The 23,100-nt window shown below is 75.7% G+C and carries 17 protein-coding genes; 12 read left to right on the forward strand and 5 right to left on the reverse strand.

Going from position 1 to position 23,100, the window contains the following annotated elements; genetic code table 11:
• Positions 1-83 precede the first annotated feature (83 nt).
• Complete coding sequence (locus ACWFNE_RS17840) at positions 84-1,106, reverse strand: 4-hydroxy-3-methylbut-2-enyl diphosphate reductase (protein ID WP_452123762.1); 1,023 nt, start codon at positions 1,104-1,106, stop codon at positions 84-86.
• A 353-nt stretch (positions 1,107-1,459) separates the two neighbouring features.
• Between ACWFNE_RS17840 and xseA the strand changes: the two genes are divergently transcribed.
• The 3 genes from xseA (at position 1,460) to ACWFNE_RS17855 (ending at position 4,030) form a co-directional block, all read left to right on the forward strand.
• Positions 1,460-2,683: an exodeoxyribonuclease VII large subunit gene (gene xseA / locus ACWFNE_RS17845; RefSeq protein WP_452123763.1), complete on the forward strand. Its 1,224-nt coding sequence runs from the start codon at positions 1,460-1,462 to the stop codon at positions 2,681-2,683.
• A 121-nt stretch (positions 2,684-2,804) separates the two neighbouring features.
• Positions 2,805-3,098 (forward strand): exodeoxyribonuclease VII small subunit, encoded by a 294-nt coding sequence (locus ACWFNE_RS17850; protein WP_452123764.1) that lies wholly within the window; start codon positions 2,805-2,807, stop codon positions 3,096-3,098.
• Positions 3,095-4,030, forward strand: a complete 936-nt coding sequence (locus ACWFNE_RS17855) for a carbohydrate kinase family protein (protein ID WP_452123765.1) — start codon at positions 3,095-3,097, stop codon at positions 4,028-4,030. The genes ACWFNE_RS17850 and ACWFNE_RS17855 overlap by 4 nt, the downstream gene beginning before the upstream one ends.
• A gap of 143 nt (positions 4,031-4,173) precedes the next feature.
• Here ACWFNE_RS17855 and ACWFNE_RS17860 read toward each other — a convergent pair whose 3' ends face one another.
• On the reverse strand, positions 4,174-5,631 hold the full coding sequence (locus tag ACWFNE_RS17860; RefSeq protein ID WP_452123766.1) for a glycoside hydrolase family 15: 1,458 nt from the start codon (positions 5,629-5,631) through the stop codon (positions 4,174-4,176).
• 133 nt (positions 5,632-5,764) lie between these two features.
• On the opposite strand from ACWFNE_RS17860, the gene ACWFNE_RS17865 reads away from it, so the two are divergent.
• From ACWFNE_RS17865 to ACWFNE_RS17900, 8 genes are all read left to right on the forward strand, one after another.
• A complete protein-coding gene (locus ACWFNE_RS17865) occupies positions 5,765-6,412 on the forward strand; it encodes a carbonic anhydrase (RefSeq protein ID WP_452123767.1) in 648 nt (215 codons plus the stop codon).
• A 332-nt stretch (positions 6,413-6,744) separates the two neighbouring features.
• Positions 6,745-7,347 carry a hypothetical protein gene (locus ACWFNE_RS17870; RefSeq protein ID WP_452123768.1) on the forward strand — a complete coding sequence of 201 codons (603 nt, stop codon included), beginning with the start codon at positions 6,745-6,747 and terminating at the stop codon, positions 7,345-7,347.
• 144 nt (positions 7,348-7,491) lie between these two features.
• Entirely contained in the window at positions 7,492-8,802 is a 1,311-nt protein-coding gene (locus ACWFNE_RS17875; protein WP_452123769.1) for an MFS transporter, read from the forward strand.
• 33 nt (positions 8,803-8,835) lie between these two features.
• Positions 8,836-10,251 (forward strand): class II fumarate hydratase, encoded by a 1,416-nt coding sequence (locus ACWFNE_RS17880; RefSeq protein WP_452123770.1) that lies wholly within the window; start codon positions 8,836-8,838, stop codon positions 10,249-10,251.
• Between the two features lie 331 nt (positions 10,252-10,582).
• On the forward strand, positions 10,583-13,906 hold the full coding sequence (locus ACWFNE_RS17885; RefSeq protein ID WP_452123771.1) for an FtsX-like permease family protein: 3,324 nt from the start codon (positions 10,583-10,585) through the stop codon (positions 13,904-13,906).
• Positions 13,903-16,686, forward strand: coding sequence for a hypothetical protein (locus tag ACWFNE_RS17890; protein ID WP_452123772.1), 2,784 nt, complete (start codon positions 13,903-13,905; stop codon positions 16,684-16,686). Before ACWFNE_RS17885 ends, ACWFNE_RS17890 begins: the two co-directional genes overlap by 4 nt.
• A 94-nt stretch (positions 16,687-16,780) precedes the next feature.
• Positions 16,781-17,800 (forward strand): ABC transporter ATP-binding protein, encoded by a 1,020-nt coding sequence (locus tag ACWFNE_RS17895; RefSeq protein WP_452123773.1) that lies wholly within the window; start codon positions 16,781-16,783, stop codon positions 17,798-17,800.
• 62 nt (positions 17,801-17,862) lie between these two features.
• On the forward strand, positions 17,863-18,531 hold the full coding sequence (locus tag ACWFNE_RS17900; protein ID WP_452123779.1) for an ABC transporter ATP-binding protein: 669 nt from the start codon (positions 17,863-17,865) through the stop codon (positions 18,529-18,531).
• A gap of 174 nt (positions 18,532-18,705) precedes the next feature.
• Here the strand turns inward: ACWFNE_RS17900 and ACWFNE_RS17905 are convergent, their stop codons facing one another.
• Both ACWFNE_RS17905 and ACWFNE_RS17910 read right to left on the reverse strand, forming a co-directional pair.
• Positions 18,706-20,079 (reverse strand): PhoH family protein, encoded by a 1,374-nt coding sequence (locus ACWFNE_RS17905; RefSeq protein ID WP_452123780.1) that lies wholly within the window; start codon positions 20,077-20,079, stop codon positions 18,706-18,708.
• Positions 20,080-20,473: 394 nt separating this feature from the next.
• Positions 20,474-21,235, reverse strand: a complete 762-nt coding sequence (locus tag ACWFNE_RS17910) for an isoprenyl transferase (RefSeq protein ID WP_452123774.1) — start codon at positions 21,233-21,235, stop codon at positions 20,474-20,476.
• Positions 21,236-21,427: 192 nt separating this feature from the next.
• Here ACWFNE_RS17910 and trhA point away from each other — a divergent pair, with 192 nt between their 5' ends.
• The gene (gene trhA, locus ACWFNE_RS17915; protein WP_452123775.1) at positions 21,428-22,114 is read left to right on the forward strand and encodes a PAQR family membrane homeostasis protein TrhA; all 687 of its coding nucleotides are present in this window, start codon (positions 21,428-21,430) and stop codon (positions 22,112-22,114) included.
• Between the two features lie 17 nt (positions 22,115-22,131).
• Here the strand turns inward: trhA and ACWFNE_RS17920 are convergent, their stop codons facing one another.
• The gene (locus ACWFNE_RS17920; protein WP_452123781.1) at positions 22,132-23,034 is read right to left on the reverse strand and encodes a nitrilase-related carbon-nitrogen hydrolase; all 903 of its coding nucleotides are present in this window, start codon (positions 23,032-23,034) and stop codon (positions 22,132-22,134) included.
• Between the last annotated feature and the right edge of the window lie 66 nt (positions 23,035-23,100).

Here is a 23,100-nt window from a genome sequence, read left to right on the forward strand (position 1 = left end):
GCGGTACCGGTCGATGCGGTGCCGGTCGACGCCGTGCCGGTCCGGACGCTGGTCGACGTCCGGGCCGAGGGGGTCCCGCGACGTCAGATCGGCTGGACGCTGAGCTCCCGCCGGGCGCCCCGGCCGGGGTTGCCGCCGCTCTTCTTGAGCGTCGTCCGCAGCTCCTTGGGCAGCGAGAACATGAGGTCCTCGGTTGCCGTCCGGACCTCCTCGACGTCACCGAAGCCGTGCGCCGCGAGCGCGTCCAGCACGTCGCGGACGAGGATCTCCGGGACCGACGCCCCCGACGTCACGCCGACGGTCGTCACACCCTCGAGCCACGCGGGGTCGATCTCGGCGGCCTTGTCGATCCGGTAGGACGAGCGGGCACCCGCGTCGAGCGCGACCTCGACGAGACGCACCGAGTTCGACGAGTTCGCCGAGCCCACCGTCAGCACGAGGTCGCACTCCGGGGCGAGCTTCTTGACCGCGACCTGGCGGTTCTGCGTCGCGTAGCAGATGTCGTCGCTCGGTGGGTCCTGCAGCGTCGGGAAGCGCTCGCGCAGGCGGCGGACCGTCTCCATCGTCTCGTCGACCGAGAGCGTGGTCTGAGAGATCCACACGATCTTGTCCGGGTCGCGCACCGTCACGGAGTCGACGTCGTCGGGCGAGTTGACGACCTGGATGTGGTCCGGGGCCTCGCCGTACGTGCCCTCGACCTCCTCGTGGCCGTCGTGGCCGATGAGCAGGATGTCGTAGTCGTCCGACGCGAAGCGCACGGCCTCCTTGTGCACCTTCGTCACGAGCGGGCAGGTCGCGTCGATCGTCTCGAGCGAGCGCGCGGCGGCTGCGGCGTGCACGGCCGGGGAGACCCCGTGGGCCGAGAAGACGACGCGGGCGCCGACCGGCACCTCGTCGGTCTCGTCGACGAAGATCGCGCCGCGCGCAGCGAGCGTCTCGACGACGTGCTTGTTGTGGACGATCTCCTTGCGGACGTACACGGGGGCGCCGTAGTGGTCAAGCGCCTTCTCGACGGCGACGACCGCGCGGTCCACACCGGCGCAGTACCCGCGGGGCGCGGCGAGCAGGACCCGCTTGCGCGCGGGGGTCGCGTTATCGAGGTTCACGTCCTCAGTCTAGGCAACGCGCCGCGCGCACGGACCGGGGCCGGTGCGTGGGGTGGGTCACCCCTCGGGAGGGAATGCGCAGGTCCTGCGGGGACCGCGTGCGGGCACGCTCCGCGAGCAGCCTCAGGGGCGTGACACCGGGCACCTGCGGGGCCCCGGGCCGTGTCCTCGGGTCGTGGCAGGGTGTGCGCGTGAGGTCGACGGGTGAGGCGCAGGACAGCGGACGCACGGGCGGAGCCGTGCCCTCGGGCGGCGGGAGGCCGGCGTCAGGGTCCACGGCGGCGCACGTCCCGGGGCCGGGCTCGGCACCGGCAGCGCCCACGGACACCACGGACGCCGCAGCGCCGCGTCGCATGCCCCTCCGGGCGCTCGACACCACGGCCGAGCGCCCGTGGCCGGTGCGCCTGCTGTCCTCGAAGATCGCCGAGTACGTCGCGCGCATGGCCCCGGTGTGGATCGAGGGGCAGGTCGTCCAGCTCAACCGTCGTCCGGGCGCCGGAGTGGCGTTCCTGACCCTCCGCGACACGGACGTCGACATGTCGCTCCCCGTCTCGCTCAAGGTCGGGGTGCTCGCCGCATCCGGGACCGCCGTCGAGGAGGGTGCGCGCGTCGTCGTGCACGCCAAGCCGGAGTTCTGGACGAAGCGCGGGTCGCTGCAGATGCAGGCCGACGCGGTGCGGGCCGTCGGGGTCGGCGAGCTGCTCGCCCGGATCGAGCACCTCAAGGGCGTCCTCGCCGCCGAGGGGCTGTTCGACGCGCGCCGCAAGGTGCCGCTGCCGTTCCTGCCGCGCGTCGTCGGGCTCGTGTGCGGGCGGGAGTCGAAGGCCGAGCACGACGTCGTCGTCAACGCCCGCGCGCGGTGGCCGCAGGTCGAGTTCGAGATCCGCGAGGTCGCGGTCCAGGGCGTCGGCGCGGTCGCGCAGGTCAGCGCGGCGATCGCCGAGCTCGACGCCGACCCGCGGGTCGAGGTCATCGTGGTCGCGCGCGGCGGCGGCGCCGTCGAGGACCTGCTGCCGTTCAGCAACGAGGCGCTCGTGCGCGCGGCCGCCGCGTGCCGCACGCCGCTCGTGAGCGCGATCGGCCACGAGACCGACTGCCCGCTGCTCGACCTCGTCGCCGACTACCGCGCATCGACGCCGACCGACGCCGCGAAGCACGTCGTGCCCGACGTCGGCGAGGAACGGGCGCGTCTCACGCAGGCCCGCAGCCGCATGCGAGGAGCGCTCGTGCACCGGGTCACGCGCGAGCAGTCGGGGCTCGACTCGCTGCGCAGCCGCCCGGTGCTCGCGACTCCCGTCCGGCTCGTCGAGTCGCGCGAGCAGGACGTGCACCGGCTGCGCGACGGAGCGCGCCGCGCGCTCGAGCAGGCGCTCGTCCAGGCCGGCGCCGACACCGATCGGCTCGCCGCGCAGGTCCGGGCCCTGTCGCCGGCCGCGACGCTCGCGCGCGGCTACGCGGTGGTCCAGCGCGCCGACGGGACGGTCGTCCGCGACCCGGAGGACGTCACGGCAGGCGACGACCTGCGCGTGCGGGTCGCGCACGGCGAGATCCACGCGGCGGTCACGAGCGGCGGCTGAGGGCCGGCTGCGTCCAGCCCGACAGGACACGGTGCCCGTCGGGGCGGCCCAGCCCGCACGCGGGTGCTCGCCTGCCGTGAGCCTTCGCGCGAGGTGGGCGGGTGCTGGTTGACTTGGTCTCGTGCCGAAGACGACCGAGCCCGCGCCCACACCCGCTGCACCCCTCGACGACGCGCACGACCTGAGCTACGAGCAGGCGCGCGACGAGCTCGTCGCCGTCGTCGCCCGGCTCGAGGCCGGTGGGGCGACCCTCGAGGAGTCGCTCGTGCTCTGGGAGCGCGGCGAGGTGCTCGCCGCACGCTGCCAGGAGTGGCTGGACGGTGCACGCGAGCGCCTCGCGTCCGCCCGGGGCGACGACCCCGGCCCGGGCGTCGAGGCGTCCGACGCCGCTGCGGCCGCCGGCGGTGCACGATGAGCGCGGCGAGCGAGCGCGCACTCGTCGTCGGGGAGGCCCTCGTCGACATCGTCCGGCGCACCGACGGCTCGGTGAGCGAGCACCCGGGCGGCAGCCCCGCGAACGTGGCGCTCGGGCTCGCGCGGCTCGGCCGCACCGCCGAGCTGCTGACGTGGCTCGGCGACGACGCGCACGGCGACCTCGTGCGCGCGCACCTCGAACGGGACGGCGTGCACGTGCTGCGCGGGGACCGGGTCGCCGCCGCGACGTCGACGGCGGCGGCGACGCTCGACGCCGAGGGCGGCGCGACGTACGACTTCGAGCTCGAGTGGGACCTGCCGGCCACGTGGGACTCCTCCGACGGTGCCCCGGTCGTGGTGCACACCGGGTCGATCGCCGCGGTGCTGCCCCCGGGTGGCGAGGCCGTCGCACGCCTGCTCGCGGAGCACCGCGCGACGTCCACCGTCACCTACGACCCGAACCTGCGCCCCGCGCTCATGGCGGCGCCCGCGGTCACGCTGCCGCTCGTCGAGGCGCTCGTCGCCCAGGCCGACGTGGTCAAGGTCAGCGACGAGGACCTCGCGTGGCTCGTGCCGGGCGTCGCCCCCGCGGAGATCGCCGAGGACTGGGTCCGCCGCGGCCCGGCCGTCGTGGTCGTGACGCACGGCGGCGAGGGCGCGTTCGCGTGCACCGCGTCCGGCGACCGCCTCGCGATCGCCGCCGAGAGCGTCGAGGTCGCGGACACGGTCGGTGCGGGCGACTCGTTCATGTCCGGGCTCATCGACGGGCTGTGGTCCGCGGGGCTGCTCGGGGCGGACCGCCGCGAGGCGCTGCGCGCGATCGACGCCGCGACGCTGGAGCAGGTGCTCGTGCGGTGCGTGCGGATCGCGGCCATCACGGTCTCGCGTCCGGGCGCGAACCCCCCGACCTCCGCGGAGCTCGGCGAGGGCTGACGGCGGGGCGCGCCTTCCAAGTCGCCGGTCCTGCTCGCGGGTCAGCTTCGGGCGTCCGTCGGTCGTGCGCGTCGGTCGGATCCGCGTGCCCGTCGGTCGTGCGCGTCCGTCAGCCCCGCGTATCCGTCAGCCCTGCGCGTCCGTCAGCCCTGCGCGTCGAGCTCGTCGAGAGTCAGCAGCACGAGCGAGGCGGTCCACGCGAGCGGCGCGAGGTCCGCGGGCCGGCCGTCCCAGAGCACCTTCTCGGGCAGCGACCCTGCGTCGGTGCGGTGCGCGTCGAGCCAGTCGAGACGGCTGCGGGCGTCGTCGACCCGGCCGGAGCCGGCCGCCGTCAGCGCGAACAGCGCGGTCTGCGGGGTCCACGAGATGCCGTCGGCCTTCCAGCCGGCTCCGGGGGCGAGCCCGCCCGCGGGCCGCGCCATGCCGTCCGCGGCCTCGAGCCACGCCGCGGTGACGTCGGGCGAGCCGGGCGCGAAGGGCGGCATGAGGAACGCGACGGCGGCGTCTCGCACGTCGCCGCCGTCGTGCCGCGGGTACCCGAGCGGGGCGAACCGGGTCGCGAGCGCGCGGTCGAGCATGGCCTCGACCGACGCGGCGCGGGCGTCGAACGCCGTCGCCCAGGCGCCTCGGGCGTCCGGCGTGGCGGTCCCGGCGTCCGGCGCACTCCCGGCGTCCTGCCCGGTCCCGGCGTCCGGCGCCCCCGCAGCACCCGGCGCGGCCCCGGCACCCCGCGCGGCGACCGACTGCGCGAGCTCTCGCGCGGCCCGCGCCCCGCGGAGCATCGGCGCGACCACGCCGAGGGTCGTGCGGGTCTCGCGGACCTCCCAGTAGTCCGGCGACGGTCGCGGCATCCCCGTGACCGGGTCGATCGCGGCCTCGATCGCCGCGAGCGCGTTCGTCAGGCTGGGGGCCAGCGCGTCGAGCGTCGCCGCGCGCGTCTGGTCGTCGGCTGCCGCGTACCACTCGGCGGCGGCCCACAGGTACCAGGCGCCGCCGTCGAGCTGCGTGCCGCGGGCGTCGGGCACGCCGCTCTCGTCGGGCAGGTACCGCGCCTGGAACGTCCCGTCGGCCTCCTGCACGCGCGCGAGGTGCCCGAGGATCCGTGCGGCGTCGTCGGCGTGGCCCGTGCGGGCGAGCGCGACGGCGACGAAGCTCGCGTCACGCGGCCACGAGTAGAGCCACGCGGCGGTCGGTCCGGCGAGGACGGCGCCGTTGTCGAGCGTGAGGGTGTCCAGGTCGAGCAGCGCCTGCCGCGCCATGTCCGCGTACTGCTCGGGCCCGGGCACCGTGCCCGCGTCGAGCCAGTCGCGCTGGGTCTCCGCGAGCGCCTCGAGCTCCGCGTGGCGCTCGCTGGCCCCACGGGCGTCCTCCCCCGCGGCGCTCACCACCGTGGCGGTCACGTTGCTGCCCTCGAAGCGCGCGACCTCCTCGTCGGGGCCGACCGCCACGACCACGTCGTCGACCGACAGGAGCGCGGCCTGCGTGCGCAGTGCGGGCTCCGCGTAAGGGCGCGGCCCACCCACGGACGACGACGCGAGGAGCAGCGTGACGGCCGCGACCACGGCGGGCACGGCGGCGCGTCGAAGTCGTCGGGCTGGCACCCAGGAACTCTAGTACGGCCACGCTCGGGCACCCCGGGGGCCGACCCGGACTCCGACCCCGGGTGAGCGCGCCGCCGGCCCAGGGTGACCGCTCTGCGAACCGGACGCGCGGGCGGTCCGGCGACCTGCCAGCATGTGGGCCGTGACCTCCACCATCACTCCCGCAGAGGCCTGGACCCGGCTCCAGGACGGCAACGAGCGCTTCGTGCGCGGCGAGATGCTGCACCCGTCGCAGGGTGTCGACCGGCGCAGCGAGCTGAGCGTCGCGCAGGCGCCGTTCGCTGTCGTCTTCGGTTGCTCCGACAGCCGGGTCGCCGCCGAGATCATCTTCGACCAGGGGCTCGGCGACGTGTTCGTCGTGCGGACCGCGGGCCACGTGCTCGACACGACCGTGATCGGGTCGATCGAGTACGGCGTCAACGTGCTCGGCGCGTCGCTGGTCCTCGTCCTCGGGCACGACAGCTGCGGCGCGGTCGCTGCGGCGACGACGGCGCTGACGACCGGCGAGCTGCCCGACGGGTTCGTGCGCGCGATCGTCGACCGCGTGATCCCGAGCATCGTGAACATCGCGAGCGGCCCGGACGGGCGCACGTTCGCGTCGCTGTCGGCGGCCGAGCTGGGGCACGAGCACGTGCGCCACACCGTGCAGATGCTGCAGGGCTACTCGAAGTCGCTCGCCGAGGCGGTCGCGGAGGGCCGCTGCGCGATCCTGGGTGTCGAGTACACGCTCGCCGACGGCCGCGCCCAGGTCACGGAGTCGGTCGGACCCGTCGGGGTCTGACGCACGGCGCTGCGCCGCCCGCCCGCACGGCGAGCGCGCACGGCCCGCACGACACGTGCGCGAACCTTCGCGTGAGTCCATCCGCCGGGTTCGGGACTGCGGGCCCGTGCCCAGGCACCGCCGCAGTGGTGATGGTCCCCGCGGCTGCCGCTCGCGTCGCGCCTGCTGCTGGGGAAGCGCCCTGACGGGCGTCGCCGCGAGCGCCCCGGTCGAGGGGCCGGTGGACAGTGCCCGAAGGGGTCGACGGCGTCGCCGTCCGGAGTGCAGGCCGGATCCTAGGGTGGGAGGAAATCGCCGCGTCGGGCGCGCCGTCGTCGCAGGAGGTCGGTCTCATGGCTGCCGAGAAGAACACCAAGACCCTCGACGCCGTCGATCCTGACGACGTTCGTGCGCTGTTCTCCGAGCGCAGCGACGAGCTCCATGCCAAGGTCGACGCGACCCGCGACGCCTACTGCGGATTCATCTTCCCCGTGAACCGGAGCGACCTCGTCACCGTGGCGCGCGCGCTCGACCTCGACGAGCGTGCAGTCCGCGCGCTGCACTCCGCCGGCACGCAGTTCTCGAGCTTCTCACCGGGAGATCGAGGTGGGCAGCTCACCAACCACATCGTGGGAGCCTCGCTGCTCGCGCTTCGTGGCAGCAGCCTCGACTCCGGGCTGGAGACGGTGACGGACGACTCGTTCGGCGACCTGGTGCGTGAGCACCAGGGAACCGTGCTCGAGATCGCCGAGGCACGGCAGGCGTGGTTCGGTCGGATCTACTTCCCCGCGGCTGCGTTCGCGAGCGCCTTCGGGGTGTTCGGCGGGAAGGTCAGCCCCGAGACCATCTTTCGCGTCGCCGGTTCGTACGGCTACGCGGCGAAGGCCGGCGAACGCGCAACGGTGCGCGGCGACTTCGGCATCGGGGTGTGGCTGACGCTGCTCGCGCGGGCCTAGCGCCGCGGTCGACCCCTCGCCCGCTCCGTGACGGCAGTCTGCGCGCACGCGTGACCTGCGCGAGCTCGTCGGTCCCGTCCTCCGCGCGGTCCACGGCGCGAGAATGCGTTCGCCCCGCCCCCGGCGGGATGCCAGGGTCGACGCGTGCCCCGATTCCCTCAGCGCGCCGGACCCGGTGCCTTCGCGTCGTTGCAGGTCCCCGCGTACCGCGCGTGGTTCGCGAGCCAGATCCTCTCGGCGTCGGGCCTCATCACGCAGTCGGTGGGGACCGCGTGGCTCGTGCTCGAGCTGACCGGGCGCGCGGTCGACCTCGCGCTGCTCTCCGCCGTGACGCTGCTGCCCGTGCTGCTCGGGGGCGCGTGGACGGGCGGGCTCGCAGACCGTGTCGACCGGCGGCGCCTGCTGATGGTGACGCAGGCGGCGTTCGTCGCGCTCGCCCTCGTCCTGACGGCGCTGAGCGCGTCGGGCGCCGCGCAGCTGTGGTCGTTGCTCCTGGTGAACACGTTGAGCGGCGCGGTGAACGCGGTCGACGCCCCGACGCGTCAGGTCTACGTGATGGATCTCGTCGGGCGGGACCGGCTCGCGAGCGCCGTGAGCCTGTACGAGGTGATCCTCAACGCCTCGCGCGTCGTCGGGCCGGCCGTGGGTGGGCTCCTGCTCACGCTCTCGGGCCCGACGGCGTGCTTCGCGGCCAACGCCGTCTCGTACGTCGCCCCGCTGCTGGTGCTGTGGCGCTACCGGCCGGCGTCGAGCGGCCCGGCGCCGGGCTCTGCTCCACGCGCGCGCGGAGCCGCCCGGGCGGGCCTGCGGTACGTGTGGTCGACGCCGGTGCTGCGCGCGTGCGTGCTGGTGGCGGGCGCGAGCGGGGTGCTGTTCAACGCGTCGGTGCTGTTCCCGCTGCTCGCGACGCGCGCTCTCGGCATGGACGGCGCCGGGTACGGCGCCCTGCTCGCCTGCTTCGGTCTGGGTGCCCTGCCCGGGGCGCTCGTCGCCGCACGGCTCGGGGAGCCGAGCGGCGCGGGCGTCCGGGTGCTCGCGCTGGGCACGGGGGTCTCGATGGCGCTGACCGGGCTGTCCCCGACGGCGGGGGTCGCCTTCGCGGCGATGGCCGTGACCGGGTTCGTGTCGATCTGGTGCATCACCGCCGCGAACACGCTCGTGCAGCTGCGCGCCGCCCCCGAGCTGCGGGGCCGGACGCTCGGGGTGTGGACGATGGCGCTGCCGGGCCTGAACCCGGTGACGGGGATCGCGGTCGCGACGCTCGCCGACCACGCCGGGCCCCGCGCCGGCTTCGCGGCGGGCGGCGCGGCCATCGCGGTCGCAGCGCTGGCGGGCTGGCGCGCACTCGGCCGGGACCGCGCGCAGGAGCCCGCGCCTTCGACCGGGCCCGCGTCCGCACCCGGGCCCGCGCCCGGGCACGACGTCGTGGCGCAGGCCACGCCCTCGGCCCGCTGACGCTCCCCGCGGCCCGGTGAGAGGATGCGGGGCATGAGCAGCGACGTCGCTTCCGGGTCAGGTTTCCGCATCGAGCACGACACGATGGGTGAGGTGCGCGTCCCGGCGGACGCGCTGTACCGCGCGCAGACGCAGCGCGCGGTCGAGAACTTCCCCATCTCGGGGACGCGGCTCGAGCGCAGCCACATCGAGGCGCTCGCGCGCATCAAGAAGGCCGCGGCCCGCGCGAACGCCGAGCTCGGGGTGCTCGAGCAGGACGTCGCCGACGCGATCGTCGCCGCCGCCGACGAGGTGGCGTCCGGGGCGCACGACGCCCACTTCCCCGTCGACGTCTTCCAGACCGGGTCCGGCACGTCGTCGAACATGAACACCAACGAGGTCGTCGCGACGCTCGCGAGCACGCGGCTCGGGCGCCCGGTGCACCCCAACGACCACGTCAACGCGTCCCAGTCGTCGAACGACGTGTTCCCCACGTCGGTGCACGTCGCCGCGACCGCCGGCGTCGTCGGCACCCTCGTGCCGGCGCTCGCGCACCTCGCGGAGGCCCTCGAGGCCAAGGCCACGCAGTTCGCGGGCGTCGTGAAGTCGGGGCGCACGCACCTCATGGACGCGACGCCGGTCACGCTCGGGCAGGAGTTCGGCGGGTACGCCGCCGCCGTCCGCTACGGCATCGAGCGCCTCGAGGCGGCACTCCCCCGGGCCGCCGAGGTCCCGCTGGGCGGCACCGCGGTCGGCACCGGCATCAACACCCCGGCCGGGTTCCCGCAGCGGGTCATCGCCCTGCTCGTCGAGGACACCGGGCTGCCGCTGACGGAGGCGCGCGACCACTTCGAGGCGCAGAGCGCGCGCGACGGGCTCGTCGAGCTCTCGGGTGCGCTGCGCACGATCGCGGTGAGCCTGACGAAGATCTGCAACGACCTGCGGTGGATGGGCTCGGGCCCCAACACGGGTCTCGGGGAGATCGCGATCCCGGACCTGCAGCCCGGGTCGTCGATCATGCCGGGCAAGGTCAACCCGGTGATCCCGGAGGCGGTGCTCATGGTCGCCGCCCGGGTCATCGGCAACGACGCGACGGTCGCGTGGGCCGGCGCGAGCGGCGCGTTCGAGCTCAACGTGCAGATCCCCGTGATCGCGCTGGGGGTGCTCGAGTCGATCCGGCTGCTCGCGAACGCCTCGACGGTCCTCGCGGACCGCACGGTCGCCGGCATCGAGGCCAACGAGGAGCGCGCCCGCGCGTTCGCGGAGTCCTCGCCGTCGATCGTGACGCCGCTCAACCGGGTCATCGGCTACGAGGCAGCCGCGAAGATCGCGAAGCACTCCGTGAAGAAGGGCCTGACGGTCCGCGAGGCGGTCATCGACCTCGGCTACGTCGAGCGCGGCGAGGTCACAGAGGAGCAGCTCGACCAGGCTCTCGACGTGCTGAGCATGACGCGGCCGCCGCAGGGCTGACGGGCGTCCCGGCACCCGACGCCCGGTCGGCGCGCTCGTGCGTGCCGGCCGGGCGTCGTGCTGTCCGGGGCCGCCGCGACGGTGCCGGCCGCGGGCCCTCGCCCGGCGCTGGGTGGGCGTCCGGGCCGCCGCGACGGCCGGATCCGGAAAAGGTTGAGTCTCGCTCGTCACGGTTCCGTCGCGATCCGAGAGCCCAGGTCACGGGCCCGTAACGATCATCACACCTTTGCGTGCAACCGCTCCCACGCGCGCCCTCGACCGCACTACGTTCAACGAGCCGCGCAGCACCCTGCACGGCTCCGAGGGGCGACGACGAGGTCGAGGGGGAACTGTGGGCTGGACGTTGCGGCTGCTCGCGCACCGGGCGCTGACGCAGGCGTCGCTGCTGGTGACGGTGCTCGCCGTCGCCGTGCTGGGCTCCGGCCTGCTGGGGACGTTCGGGCTGCTCCTCACCGAGAGCGAGGCCCGTTCGCTGCAGACCGCGCTCAGCCGCGAGCCCCTGACGGCCACCGACATCGACGTCGAGGTCACCCCCGGCGCGAAGGATCCGCTGGCGTCCATCGGTGCCGCCGAGGGCGTGCTCGCGACGGTCACCGAGGGCGTGCCGACGACGTACGACCGGTGGCTCACCTCGGTCCCGTACCGGATCCCCGCGGGGGTGAACCCCGCACCGCTCGGCTACCTCGCCGCGCAGCCCGCGCTGGACGGCCGCGCGACTCTCCTCGTGGGCCGGTGGCCCGCGGTGCCCACCGACGCCGAGGGGCGGATCGAGATCGCGGTCCCGAAGACGGCCGCCGAGGCCTTCGGGTGGACCGCCGGGAGCGCCTTCCCGCTCACGAGCGCGACGTCGCGCATCGGGGTCGACGCCGTCGTCGTGGGCGTCTTCGAGCGCACGGGTCCGCTCGCGCTGTGGGAACGCGACCTGCTGGACGGCGCGCTCATCGACCGCAACTTCCCCGTCCCCGGGTCCTTCGGCTTCGTGAAGACGACGGCCTACGGCCCGTTCGTCGCGATGCCGGACGTCCTCACCGGCCAGGTCGTCGAGACCCAGTCCGCGCGCATCGTCGCCCACCCCCAGCTCGAGGGTGCGACGCCCGCGACGCTCGCCGAGATCCCGCAGCGCGTCGAGGACGCCCGCCCCGCGCTCATCGCCGCGCTCTCCGGCGTCGCCCTGGGTGGCTACGCCCTGACCGAGCTCGGGACGACCGTCGAGGGCGCACGCACCCAGCTCGCGGTGACCCGCGTCGGCCTCGCGGTGCTCGGCATCATGCTCGCGGTGCTCGCCGTGACCGTGCTGCTCATCGCCGCGCGGCTGCTCGCGGAGCGGCGGACCGCCGAGCGTACGCTCCTGACCTCCCGCGGCGCCTCCGCGGGGCAGCTGGCGCGCTCCGCCGGCCTCGAGGCGCTCGCGATCGCCCTCGCCACATCCGCGCTCGCGCCGTTCGTCGCCCGGGCGCTGTACGGCGCGGTCGTCGCGCAGCCCGTGCTCGCGTCCGCCGGGCTGGACCACGACCCGGGACTGCCGCTGCACCTGGTCGTCACGTGCGCCGCGGCGGCCGTCCTCTTCGCCGCCGTACTCCTCGCCCCGCTCCTGCGCCGATCGACGAGCGCCGTCGACGACGAGCAGCAGCTCGTGCGTCAGGAGGGGCGTGGCTCGTTCGCCCGCTCGGGCGTCGACCTCGCGCTCGTCGCGCTCGCCGGCGTCGCGTTCTGGCAGCTCCGCGTCTACCGGTCGCCGGTCGTCGAGGGCGGCGGCATCGACCCCGTGCTCGTCGCCGGGCCCGCGCTGTTCCTGCTCGCCGGCGGCGTGCTGACGCTCCGCGTCGCCCCGCTCGTCGCGCGCGGCGTCGAGCGGCTCGCCCGGCGCAGCCGCTCCCTCGTGCTCCCGCTCGCCGCCTGGGAGGTCTCCCGCCGGCCCGCCCGCGCGTCGGGGGCCGTGCTGCTCCTGACGCTCGCGGTCGCGGTGAGCTCGTTCTCGCAGTCGTTCCTCGCGACGTGGCGGGTGTCGCAGGCCGACCAGGCCGAGCTGCGGGTCGGGACCGACGTGCGCGTCGACGGGATCGCCGGGACGGTGCTCGACCAGTCCGTGGTCGTCGGCGACCTGCCGGGCGCGACCGCGACCAGCCCGGTGACGTCCCGGTCCGTGCGGATCGGCCGACCCGTGACCGAGGGTCAGCTCCCGACGACCAACCGGAGCATCGACCTGCTGGCCGTCGACACGGTGGGGGCGTCGGACGTCCTGCGCGGACGGACGGCGCACCCCGACGGCTGGCCCGGCGAGGTCGAGAGGCTCACGCCCGACGACCCGGTGCGCGGACCGGTGCTGCCCGGCACGCCCGAGCAGGTCGACCTGACGCTCGCCGCGTCCGTGGAGCCCGCGCTCCCGGGCACGCAGGTGCTCGTGTCGATGACGCTCCAGGACGCGCACGGCACACGCATGTCCTTCGAGCTCGACCCCTTCCCGGCCGACGGAACCCCCGCGCAGCAGACGGTGCCCGTCGCCGCGGCGGGCGCTCGCCTCGCGACACCGCTGCGGGTCGTCTCCCTCGTCGGCCAGGTGTACCTGCCCGCGGAGGCGGCCAGCGCGCTCGGCGACGACCTGCCCAGCGCCGCGCCCGACGGCTCGTCACCGCTCGTCGTCTGGGACCTCGACGTCACGGGCCTGCGGGCACGCGCCGGTGGCGCCCCCTCGGAGGCCGTCCCGTTCGTCGCCGAGGAGTGGTCCGGGCGCTCGTTGCCCAGCTCCTGGGGCGTCGTGACGCCCGTCGCCGTGACCGCGGGGGGCGCCGGTGCGCTCGGCGCAGCGGGCACGCTCTCGCTCGACGACCTCCTCGAGGGCGGCCGCGGCTTCTCCGTGACGGCGTTCGAGGCCCCCGCGTACGTCCCGGTGATCGCGTCCGACGCGATGCTCGAGCTGCTCGAGGCCGAGGTCGGCAACGAGGCGCTGCTCGCGTTCGGCGCCGTGACCGTGCCGGTGCGCCTGGTCGCGGCGGTTCCCCACCTGCCCGGGAGCCCGGCCCGCCCGGCCGCGCTGGCCGACCACGACGCCCTCGGGCGCACGCTGGCGGGCCTCGGCCTGACGGACCCGATGATCGACGAGTGGTGGGCGGCGGTGCCCGACGACGGCCTCCCCGCGGCCCTCGCGGCGGTCCGCGGCCGCGACGACGGCACGATCGAGAGCCGCGTCGAGGTCCGCGACCTGCTCACCGACGGCCCCCTGCGCGTCGGCATGCAGGCCGCGCTGTGGATCGTGACGATCGCCGCGGTCGCGCTCGCGATCGCCGGGTTCCTGATGAGCGCGACCGTCTCGGTGCGGCTGCGCAGGCTCGAGCTCGCTCGGCTCCAGGCGCTCGGGGCCTCCCGCGGTGCGCTCGTCCGGGCGGTGCTCGCCGAGCACGGTCTGCTCGCCCTCCTCGGCAGTGCCGCCGGTCTCCTGCTCGGTCTGCTGCTCGGTCACCTCGTGGCCCCGCTGCTCACGGTCGCCGCCGACGGCCGACGGCCCGTCCCCCCGGTCCTCGTGCAGTGGCCCTGGGTCGACGAGGCCACGCTCCTCCTGTCCCTGCTCGCCGCCATCGCCATCACCGTCGGGGTGACCACCATGACCCTCCTGCGCCGCGCGTCCGCGGAGCTCCTCCGGCTCGGGGACGACCGATGAGGGCGCCCCGGGTGCTGCCCCTCGTCGCCGGCTCGCCGCTGCTCGCCCGGCGTCGCGCCGTCGCCGACCGCGGGCTCGTCGCCGTGTGCCTCGCCCTCGTGGCGGTGACCGCGTTCCTCGCGCTCGCCGGCCCTCGCTACCTCGTGGAGTCCGCCGACCGCGGTGTGCGGCAGTCCGTGACGGAGGCCGGGAACCGCGCCGACGTGCTCGCGGAGCTGCCGCCGACGATGGACACCGTGCGGGACACGGTGCGCGACCCGCGCCTGACCGACAAGCTCGAGTCCGCGGCCAACGACCTGCGGGCCGTGCTGCCCGACGCGCTGCAGGCGACGGTGCAGAGGCCCGAGCTCACGTTCCGCAGCTCGGGCCTGAGCCTGGCCGTCCCGCCCGAGGAGGGCCTCTGGGCGCTGCGCCTGGGGTGGGTGTGGAGCGCGCGCTCCGCCGGGGTCCTCTGGGTCGAGGGCACGGAGCCGGGCCCCTCGCCGGACGTGCGCGCCGAGTACGCGGCCGAGCGCGAGGCAGCCGGCGACGCGGCCGGCGAGGCGGCCGTCACGCTGCGCCCGCAGCGGGTCGAGGTGGGGGTCACGCGCGCGACGGCGGACGTGCTCGGCGTGTCCGTCGGGTCGGAGATCGGCCTCGCGGGCGCGTTGCGCGACGACGCCGTGGCGGTCGTGACCGGCATCTACGAGCCCGTGGACCCCGGCGAGGGCACCTGGGCCGGTGCGCCCGAGCTCGTCGAGCCCGTGGTGCGCCAGGCCAAGCGGGGCGAGCACACGACCGCCGGGCTGCTGCTCTCCCGCGAGTCCGCGCCGGACGCCCGCGCCGCGCTGCTGGCCTCGGGCCACCAGACGGTCGTCCGGCTGCGCGTCGACGTGGCGACGCTCACCGCCGACGGGGCGGAGGCGGTCCGCGCCGACGTCGCGTCCATCACGGCGAACCCGGACCGTCTGGCCCTGTCCGGTGGGCGCACCCTGGCCGTGTCGACCGGGCTCGACGAGGTGCTCGGCGAGTTCGCGACGCGGCTGCGCGGCGTGACCGCCCAGGCGTCGCTGCTCCTCGTCGGCATCGTCACCGTCGCCGGTCTCGCGCTCGTCCTCGCGGCACGGCTGCTCGTGACGCGGCGCCGGACGCTCCTCGAGGCGGAGCGGGCCCGCGGCGCGTCGGTCGCGTCGGTCGCGCTGCGCCTCCTGCTCGAGTCGCTGCCCGTGACGCTCGCCGGCCTCGCCCTCGGGCTCCTCGCCGCGTGGCTGGCGACGCCCACCTCGACGACCTGGACGTGGGCTCCCGCGATCGCCGTCGGGGTCGTGGCGACCCTCGCCACACCGGTGCTGGGAGCGGCGCTCGTCGCTCGCGCCTGGACCGGGCGCCAGCTGCCCGCGAACCGTCAGGACCGCGAGCGCGTGCTCGGGCGGCGCCGCGCGCAGCGCAGGACGGCCGAGGTCACCGTCGTGGTCCTCGCGGCCGGCGCGACCTCCGCGGTGCGTGGGCGGGGACTGCTGCAGACGCAGACCTCGGGCGTCGACCTGCTGCTCGCGGCGACGCCCGCGCTCCTCGCGGCGGGCGCGACGATCCTCGTGCTGCGGCTGTTCCCGGCGGTGCTGGGCGCCGTCGGGCGACTGGCCGCGCGCCGCCGCGGGCTCGTGGGCGTCGTGGCGTCCGCACGCGCGGCGCAGGCGGCCGGGCTCGGCGTCCCCCTGCTGTCGCTGACCGTCGCCCTGGCCCTGGTCGTGTTCGCCGGCCTCACCGCGGCGAGCGTCACCGCCGGCCAGGAGCGCGCGTCGATCGAGCAGGTCGGCGCGGACGTGCTCGTCGAGGGCGCGGTCGACCGCGAGCTCGCGGACGCGGTGCTGGCGCAGGACGGCGTGGACGCCGCAGCCCTCGGGACGGTGATCGGTGGGCGCCGGTTCAACGGCGACGGCGGTGGCATCGTGACGCTCGTGCTCCTCGAGGCCGCGGAGTACGAGCGGGTCCGCGCGGCCGTCGACCCCCGGTACGGCGGCGAGCTGGCCGGGCTCGACGGGAGCGGAGCCGCCGGTCCGCGCGCGCTCGTCAGCCCGTCGCTGCGCGCCGAGACCGACGTCGCCGGCGCACGCGTGTACGACGGCGAGCAGCGCGTCGTCTTCGAGGTCGTCGGCGACACGTCGTTGACCTTCGGGCCGGACCCGGTCGTCGTCGCAGACCTCGACACGTACGGTGCGGCGACCGAGACCCCGCTCGCGCAGGACGCGCTGTGGGTCTCCGGCCCGGGCGCCCGCGCGGCCGTCGACCGCGCGACCGAGGAGGTCGGCGCCGTCGACGTCACGGTGACCGTGCGCACCGAGCGGCTCGCGTCGGAGCGGTCGTCCGCGCTCGTCGGCGCGCTCCAGCAGCTGGTGCTCCTGACGAGCCTCGTGCTCGCGCTGTTCGCGGCGGCGACCCTGGTCCTGACCGTCGTCGCGACCGCCCCCGAGCGCGGGCGCACGCTCTCGGCGCTGCGGACCCTCGGTCTCGACGCGCGCGGCGCACGGCTCGTGACGCTGGGCGAGCTCAGCCCGCTCGTCGGCGCGGCGGTGCTGGCCGGAGCGCTGATCGGCGTCGCGGTGCCCGTCGTGCTGACGAGCGCGCTCGGCCTGAGCCGGGTCACCGGCGAGCTCGGCACGACCGGGCTCGTGGTCACGCCGCTGCCCTTCGCCCTCGCGGTCGGTGTCGCGGTGCTCGCGCTCCTCGTGAGCGTCGTCGCCGAGGCCGCCGTGCGTCGACGCGACCGGCTCGGCGACGTGCTCCGGGTCGGTGACCGGTGAGCGCCGCACGCGCCGACCGGGCGCTCCCCCGTCACGGGCCGCCCCGCGGCCCCGCCCCGACTCCCGCCCCGCCCACCGACCGAGGAGCAGCCCGGTGACCACGACGCAGACCCCGCAGCAGTCGCTCGCGACCCTCGAGGACCGGGCGCGCGCCCGTACCGGCGCGTACGGCGAGCACGCGCTCATCGCGTGCGACAACCTCGTGCGGATCTACCAGTCCGAGGGCATCGAGGTGCAGGCCCTGCAGGGCCTGGACCTGCTCGTGGACCCGGGCGAGGAGATCGCGATCGTCGGCGCGTCGGGCTCCGGGAAGTCGACGCTCCTGTCGGTGCTCTCGGGCCTGGACGTGCCGACCGCCGGCCGCGTGCGGGTCGGGCCCTGGGACCTCATGGGGATGTCGGCGCGCGAGCGGGTCGAGTACCGGCGCAGCATGGTCGGCTTCGTGTGGCAGCAGACCGGGCGCAACCTCGTGCCGTACCTGTCGGCGACCGAGAACGTGGCGCTCCCGCAGGCTCTCGCCGGCGTCCGGTCCGCGGCCCGGCGCCGTCGCGCGGTCGAGCTCCTCGACGCGCTCGGTGTCGGCTACTGCGCCGACCGGCGCCCCGGCCAGCTCTCGGGCGGCGAGCAGCAGCGCGTCGCGATCGGGGTCGCCCTCGCGAACTCGCCGCAGGTGCTGTTCGCCGACGAGCCGACCGGCGAGCTCGACACCGCGACCTCGGTCGAGGTGTTCGACACCCTGCGCGCCGCGAACCGCGAGCTCGGCGTCACGGTCGTGATCGTCACGCACGACTCGAGCGTGAGCGAGCACGTCCAGCGCACCGTGGAGATCCGCGACGGACGCACGTCGTCGGAGGTGCTGCGCCGCACGCACACCGACGAGCACGGCACCGAGCAGGTCGTCGCCGAGGAGTACGCGGTGCTCGACCGCGCCGGACGCGTCCAGCTGCCGGCGGACTACCGCGAGGCGCTCGAGCTGTCGGGCCGCGTGCGGCTCGCGCTCGAGGCCCGCCACGTCGAGGTGTGGCCCGACCGGCCCCGGCCCGGCCGGCACAGCACGACCGGCGCCCCCGACGGCTCCGGCACGCAGCAGCAGACCCGCGAGGAGGAGTCATGACCGGCACACCCGTCACGGGGACCGCCCCCTGGTCCGCGGTGGGCGGCCCCGCGGAGGCACCGATGGTCGTCGTCGAGCACGTGAGCCGCACCTACGGCTCGGGCCCCTCCGCGGTGCACGCGACGCGGGACGTCTCGTTCACCGTGCAGCCCGGTGAGCTCGTCGCGCTCGTGGGCCGCTCCGGCTCGGGCAAGACGACGCTGCTCAACATCATCGGCGGGCTCGACCAGCCCGACGAGGGGCGTGTCGTGGTCGACGGCCGCGAGGTGTCGAGCCTCGGCGAGAAGGGCCTCGTCGAGCTGCGGCGCGACGTGGTGTCGTTCGTGTTCCAGACGTTCGGCCTGGTCCCGGTGCTCTCGGCGGCCGAGAACGTGGGCGTCCCGCTGCGCCTGCGCTCCGTGCCGACCGCGGTGCGGGAGGCGCGCGTCGAGCTCCTGCTCGACCTCGTCGGGCTCGGGGCGCACGCGTTGCAGCGGCCGGGCGAGCTCTCGGGCGGGCAGCAGCAGCGCGTGGGCCTCGCGCGCGCGCTCGCGAACTCCCCGCGACTGCTCATCGCCGACGAGCCGACCGGGCAGCTCGACACCGAGACCGGTCTCGCGATCATGGCGCTGCTGCGCGCCGTGGTGCAGGCCGAGGGCATGACGGCGATCGTGTCGACGCACGACCCGCTGATGATCCAGCTCGCGGACCGCGTCGTGCGGCTCGCCGACGGGCGGCTCGTCGAGGGCTGACGTCCCAGGCCCGCCGGGCCGGTCGGCGCGCTCGCCCGCCGCGGGCCCGCGAGCGCCCGTTCCCGGGAGGTGCGGGCGCGCGCGGACGCCGTACCGGGCGGGACGGGCCTCCGCGGTCGCAGGGGTGCGGTCCTGGTGCAGGGGACCGGGGCCGCACCCCTGTGGTCGCGGACCTCAGATCTCGATGCCCTCGAACAGCTCGGTCACGAGCGCCGCGACGGGTGAGCGCTCGGAGCGCGTGAGCGTCACGTGCCCGAACAGCGGGTGACCCTTGAGCGCCTCGATGACGGCGGCGATCCCGTCGTGCCGCCCGACGCGCAGGTTGTCGCGCTGCGCGACGTCGTGCGTGAGGACGACGCGGGAGCTCTGGCCGATGCGCGAGAGCACCGTGAGCAGGACGTTGCGCTCGAGCGACTGGGCCTCGTCGACGATCACGAACGCGTCGTGCAAGGACCGGCCGCGGATGTGCGTGAGCGGCAGCACCTCGAGCAGGTCACGGTCGAGGACCTCCTCGACGACCTCCTTGCTGACGACCGCGCTGAGCGTGTCGAAGACCGCCTGCGCCCAGGGGTTCATCTTCTCGGACTCCCCGCCCGGCAGGTAGCCGAGGTCCTGGCCGCCGACCGCGTAGAGCGGCCGGAACACCATGACCTTGCGGTGCTGGCGGCGCTCGAGCACCGCCTCGAGCCCGGCGCACAGCGCGAGCGCCGACTTGCCGGTCCCGGCGCGCCCGCCGAGCGACACGATGCCGATCTCCTCGTCGAGCAGCAGGTCGATGGCCACCCGCTGCTCGGCGCTGCGCCCGTGCAGGCCGAAGACGTCCTGGTCACCGCGCACGAGCTGCACGTGCTTGTCGGCGGTCACGCGGCCGAGCGCCGACCCCCGCGGGCTGTGCAGCACGAGGCCGGTGTGGCACGGCAGGTCGTGGGCCGCCGCGCCGCGCGCGCTCGTCGCGACCTCCTCGACCCCGCCGGCCTCCAGGTCCTGGTCGAGGTCGGCGAGCGCGAACGACTCGTGCTCCCACAGCCGCGCCATCTGCTGCTCCGAGACGTCGAGCGTGTCCATCCCCGTCCACCCGGAGTCGACGGCGAGCTCCGCGCGGTACTCCTCGGCGCGCAGCCCCACGGCGGACGCCTTGACGCGCATGGGCAGGTCCTTGGAGACGACCGTGACGTCCTTGCCCTCGGCGGCCAGGTTCGCCGCGACCGCGAGGATCCGCGTGTCGTTGTCGCCGAGCCGGAAGCCGGCGGGCAGCACGTTCACGTCGGCGTGGTTGAGCTCGACCCGGAGCGTGCCCCCCGCGGTGCCGAGCGGGATGGGGTGGTCCAGCCCGCCGTGCGCGACGCGCAGGTCGTCGAGGAGCCGCAGCGCCGAGCGTGCGAAGTAGCCGAGCTCGGCGTGGTGACGCTTGGCCTCGAGCTCGGTGATGACGACGATCGGGAGGACGACGTCGTGCTCGGCGAAGCGGTAGACGGCCTTGGGGTCCGAGAGCAGGACCGACGTGTCGAGGACGTGCGTGCGCAGGCCCTCGTCGGGCGTCTCCGGCACTGTCGCACCCGCGGTGCTCGTGGTGGCGGCCGCGCTCGCGCGGGGTCCCAGATCCTTGTTGCCCACGGCAGGCTCCCTCCGGCGCGTCAGCGCCGCATCGGGCACCTCGTGCCGGCCCGCGTGAGCGGTGTGCGCCGGCAGTCGGCGACGAGACGAGGTCGGCCGGCCCCGCAGGGCCAGGACCGGCCCTCCTCCCGGAGCGGTTGCTCCATGGGCTGGCCTCCCGAGGACGGCGGGCGCCGTCCGGTGAGCCCGACGCTACGCCCGGGCTCCGACACGCGGTGCCCGGACGCGCGCGGCCGACGACTTCTTCATCCGATGGATACCCGGCCGACACGCACGGGTCGCGGCGCGGGCCGCACCTCCCGCCGGCGCGCCCGCCGCGGGCACGGTCTCAGCGTCCGAGCCGGCGCTCGCGCGCGGCGTACGAGCGCACCGCACGCAGGAAGTCCACGCGCCGGAAGTCCGGCCAGTACGCCTCGCAGAAGTAGAACTCCGAGTGCGCGCTCTGCCACAGCAGGAACCCGCCGAGGCGCTGCTCGCCCGAGGTGCGGATCACGAGGTCCGGGTCGGGCTGGCCGCGCGTGTAGAGGTGCTCGGCGATGTGCTCGACGTCGAACTGCTCGGCGAGCTCGTCGAGGCTCGCGCCGCGCTCGGCGTGCGTGCGCAGGAACGAGCGGACCGCGTCGGCGATCTCGCGCCGGCCGCCGTAGCCGATCGCGACGTTGACGTGCAGGCCCTGGACGTCGCGGGTGCGCTCCTGCGCCGCGCGCAGCGCGTCGGCGGTCGCCGGCGGCAGCAGGTCGAGCGAGCCGACGACCTGGACGCGCCAGCGCCCGGTCGCGGCGAGCTCGTCGACGGCGTCCTCGATGATTTTCAGGAGGGCGTCGAGCTCCTCCGCCGAGCGCGTGAGGTTGTCGGTCGAGAGCATCCAGAGCGTGACGACCTCGACACCGATGTCCTCGCTCCAGCCGAGCAGGTCCGCGATCTTGTCGGCACCGCGCTGGTGGCCCGTCGCGGCCGACTCGCCGAGGTTGCGCGCCCAGCGCCGGTTCCCGTCGAGGATGACCCCGACGTGGCGCGGCATCTGCGCGGGGTCGAGCGAGGCCGCGATCCGGCGCTCGTAGAGCCCGTACAGCAGATGGGGCAGGCGCACGCTCGAACTCCTCGTCAGCGGGCTGGGGACGGTCCGCGCTCACGCTACTCGCCCGGGCTGCGTGCGACGGACGGTACGTCCGGATCCTGGCGCGCGGTGCGGACGTAGGACCTACGCTGACGTAACCTACGCAGACGTAAGTTGTGCTCGGCGACCGCCACCCGAGCCGCGCTCACGACGAGGAGGACGCCCGTGGACATCCCGCGCTCTGTCGAGCACGCCGCCGATCAGGTGGCGGCCGCGGTCAAGCCGCACCTGCGCGGCTGGATCCACGCCGGCATGTTCCCCGTGGCCCTGGTCGGCGCGGTCGTGCTGCTCGTCGCGGCACCCCCCGGCGCCGCGCGCACCGCGGTCGCCGTGTTCGGCCTCACGTCGGTCCTGCTGTTCGGCACGAGCGGCGTCTACCACCGGGGCACGTGGTCCCCGCGCGTCGCCGGCGTGCTGCGCCGGCTCGACCACTCGAACATCTACCTCATCATCGCCGGCACGTACACGCCGCTCGCGGTGCTGCTGCTGAGCCCGCGCGACGCGACGGTCCTGCTCTGGATCGTCTGGACCGGGGCGTTCGCCGGCCTGCTCATGCGGGTCCTGTGGCTCGACGCCCCGCGCTGGCTCTACACGCCGCTCTACGTGCTGCTCGGGTGCGCGGCGCTCGGCTACCTGCCGCAGTTCGCCCGCGCCGAGGCCGGCGGCGCCGCGATCGTCGCGCTGATCGTCGGCTGCGGCGTCGCGTACATCCTCGGCGCCGTCGTGTACGCGACGAAGCGCCCGAACCCCAGCCCGCGGTGGTTCGGGTTCCACGAGGTCTTCCACGTGCTCACCGTGATCGGCTGGGCGTGCACGTTCGCGGCCGTCGCGGTCGCCGTCGCGCGGACCTGACGGCGAGCGCGGCGGGGTCAGTCGCGCGGGACGACCGCGTACCGCCGGTTCGCGAGCGACGGGTTGCGCGCCCGCACCGCGGCCAGCCCCGCTCCGTCGACGTCGACCGTGCGCACGTCGGGCTGCTCGTCGAGCTCGAGCCCGACGACCCCGTCCGGCCCCACGACGACGGACCGGCCGACGACCCCGGGGCCCGCCTGCCCGACGCCGATCACCACGGCGGTGTTCTCGATCGCGCGGGCGACCGCCAGTGCCCGCCAGTGCATCGCCTTGAGCTCGCCCGACGCCCACGCGGCGGGGACGACGAGCACGTCCGCGCCCGCGTCGACCACGCGCCGCGCCGACTCCGGGAAGCGCAGGTCGTAGCAGGTCAGGACGCCGAACCGGAGGCCGCCGACGTCGAGCACGAGCGGCGGCGCGGCGGGCGGCCCGGGCTCGAGCCGGTCCGACTCCCGCGCGCCGAACGCGTCGTAGAGGTGCACCTTGCGGTACGTGCCGACGAGCTCGCCGTGCGCGTCGATCGCGACCACCGCGTTCACGGCTCGCGCGGGTCCGGCCGACCCCGGGGACGCGCCCGCGCCGGAACCCTCGTCCGCGGAGCCCGGCGGCGTCGCGCCGGGCAGCGTCGTGCCGGCGATCACCGCCACGCCCGTGCGCGCCGCGCGCTCGCGCAGGGCCCTCACGAACGGGCCGGTCAGCGGCTCGGCGTGCTCCGGGCCGACGCCGCGCGGGTCGAACGCCGAGGCGTACTCCGGCAGCACGAGCAGGTCCGCACCGGTCCGGGCCGCGGTCGCGAGCGCGTCGAGCGCGACCTCGCGGGCGGCCCCGCGGTCGGCGCTCACCCGCAGCTGCCCGATCGTCACGCGCACGTCGGGCCGTGCCGGGCCAGGCCGTGCGCCGCTGCGGGCCCCGTCGCTCACGCGCCCGAGCCCGGCAACCCGCCGCGCGGACCGCCCGCCGCGCCACCGGGGCCGCCGGTGCCGCCG

This window comes from Cellulomonas sp. NPDC055163 (assembly GCF_053607065.1).

Excerpts from the sequence above, each read along its gene's own strand:
- ACWFNE_RS17870 (WP_452123768.1), top strand. The coding sequence starts at position 6,745 with ATGGCTGCCGAGAAGAACACCAAGACCCTCGACGCCGTCGATCCTGAC.
- ACWFNE_RS17865 (WP_452123767.1), top strand. The coding sequence starts at position 5,765 with ATGTGGGCCGTGACCTCCACCATCACTCCCGCAGAGGCCTGGACCCGG.
- ACWFNE_RS17880 (WP_452123770.1), top strand. The coding sequence starts at position 8,836 with ATGAGCAGCGACGTCGCTTCCGGGTCAGGTTTCCGCATCGAGCACGAC.
- xseA (WP_452123763.1), top strand. The coding sequence starts at position 1,460 with ATGCCCCTCCGGGCGCTCGACACCACGGCCGAGCGCCCGTGGCCGGTG.
- ACWFNE_RS17890 (WP_452123772.1), top strand. The coding sequence starts at position 13,903 with ATGAGGGCGCCCCGGGTGCTGCCCCTCGTCGCCGGCTCGCCGCTGCTC.
- ACWFNE_RS17855 (WP_452123765.1), top strand. The coding sequence starts at position 3,095 with ATGAGCGCGGCGAGCGAGCGCGCACTCGTCGTCGGGGAGGCCCTCGTC.
- ACWFNE_RS17900 (WP_452123779.1), top strand. The coding sequence starts at position 17,863 with ATGGTCGTCGTCGAGCACGTGAGCCGCACCTACGGCTCGGGCCCCTCC.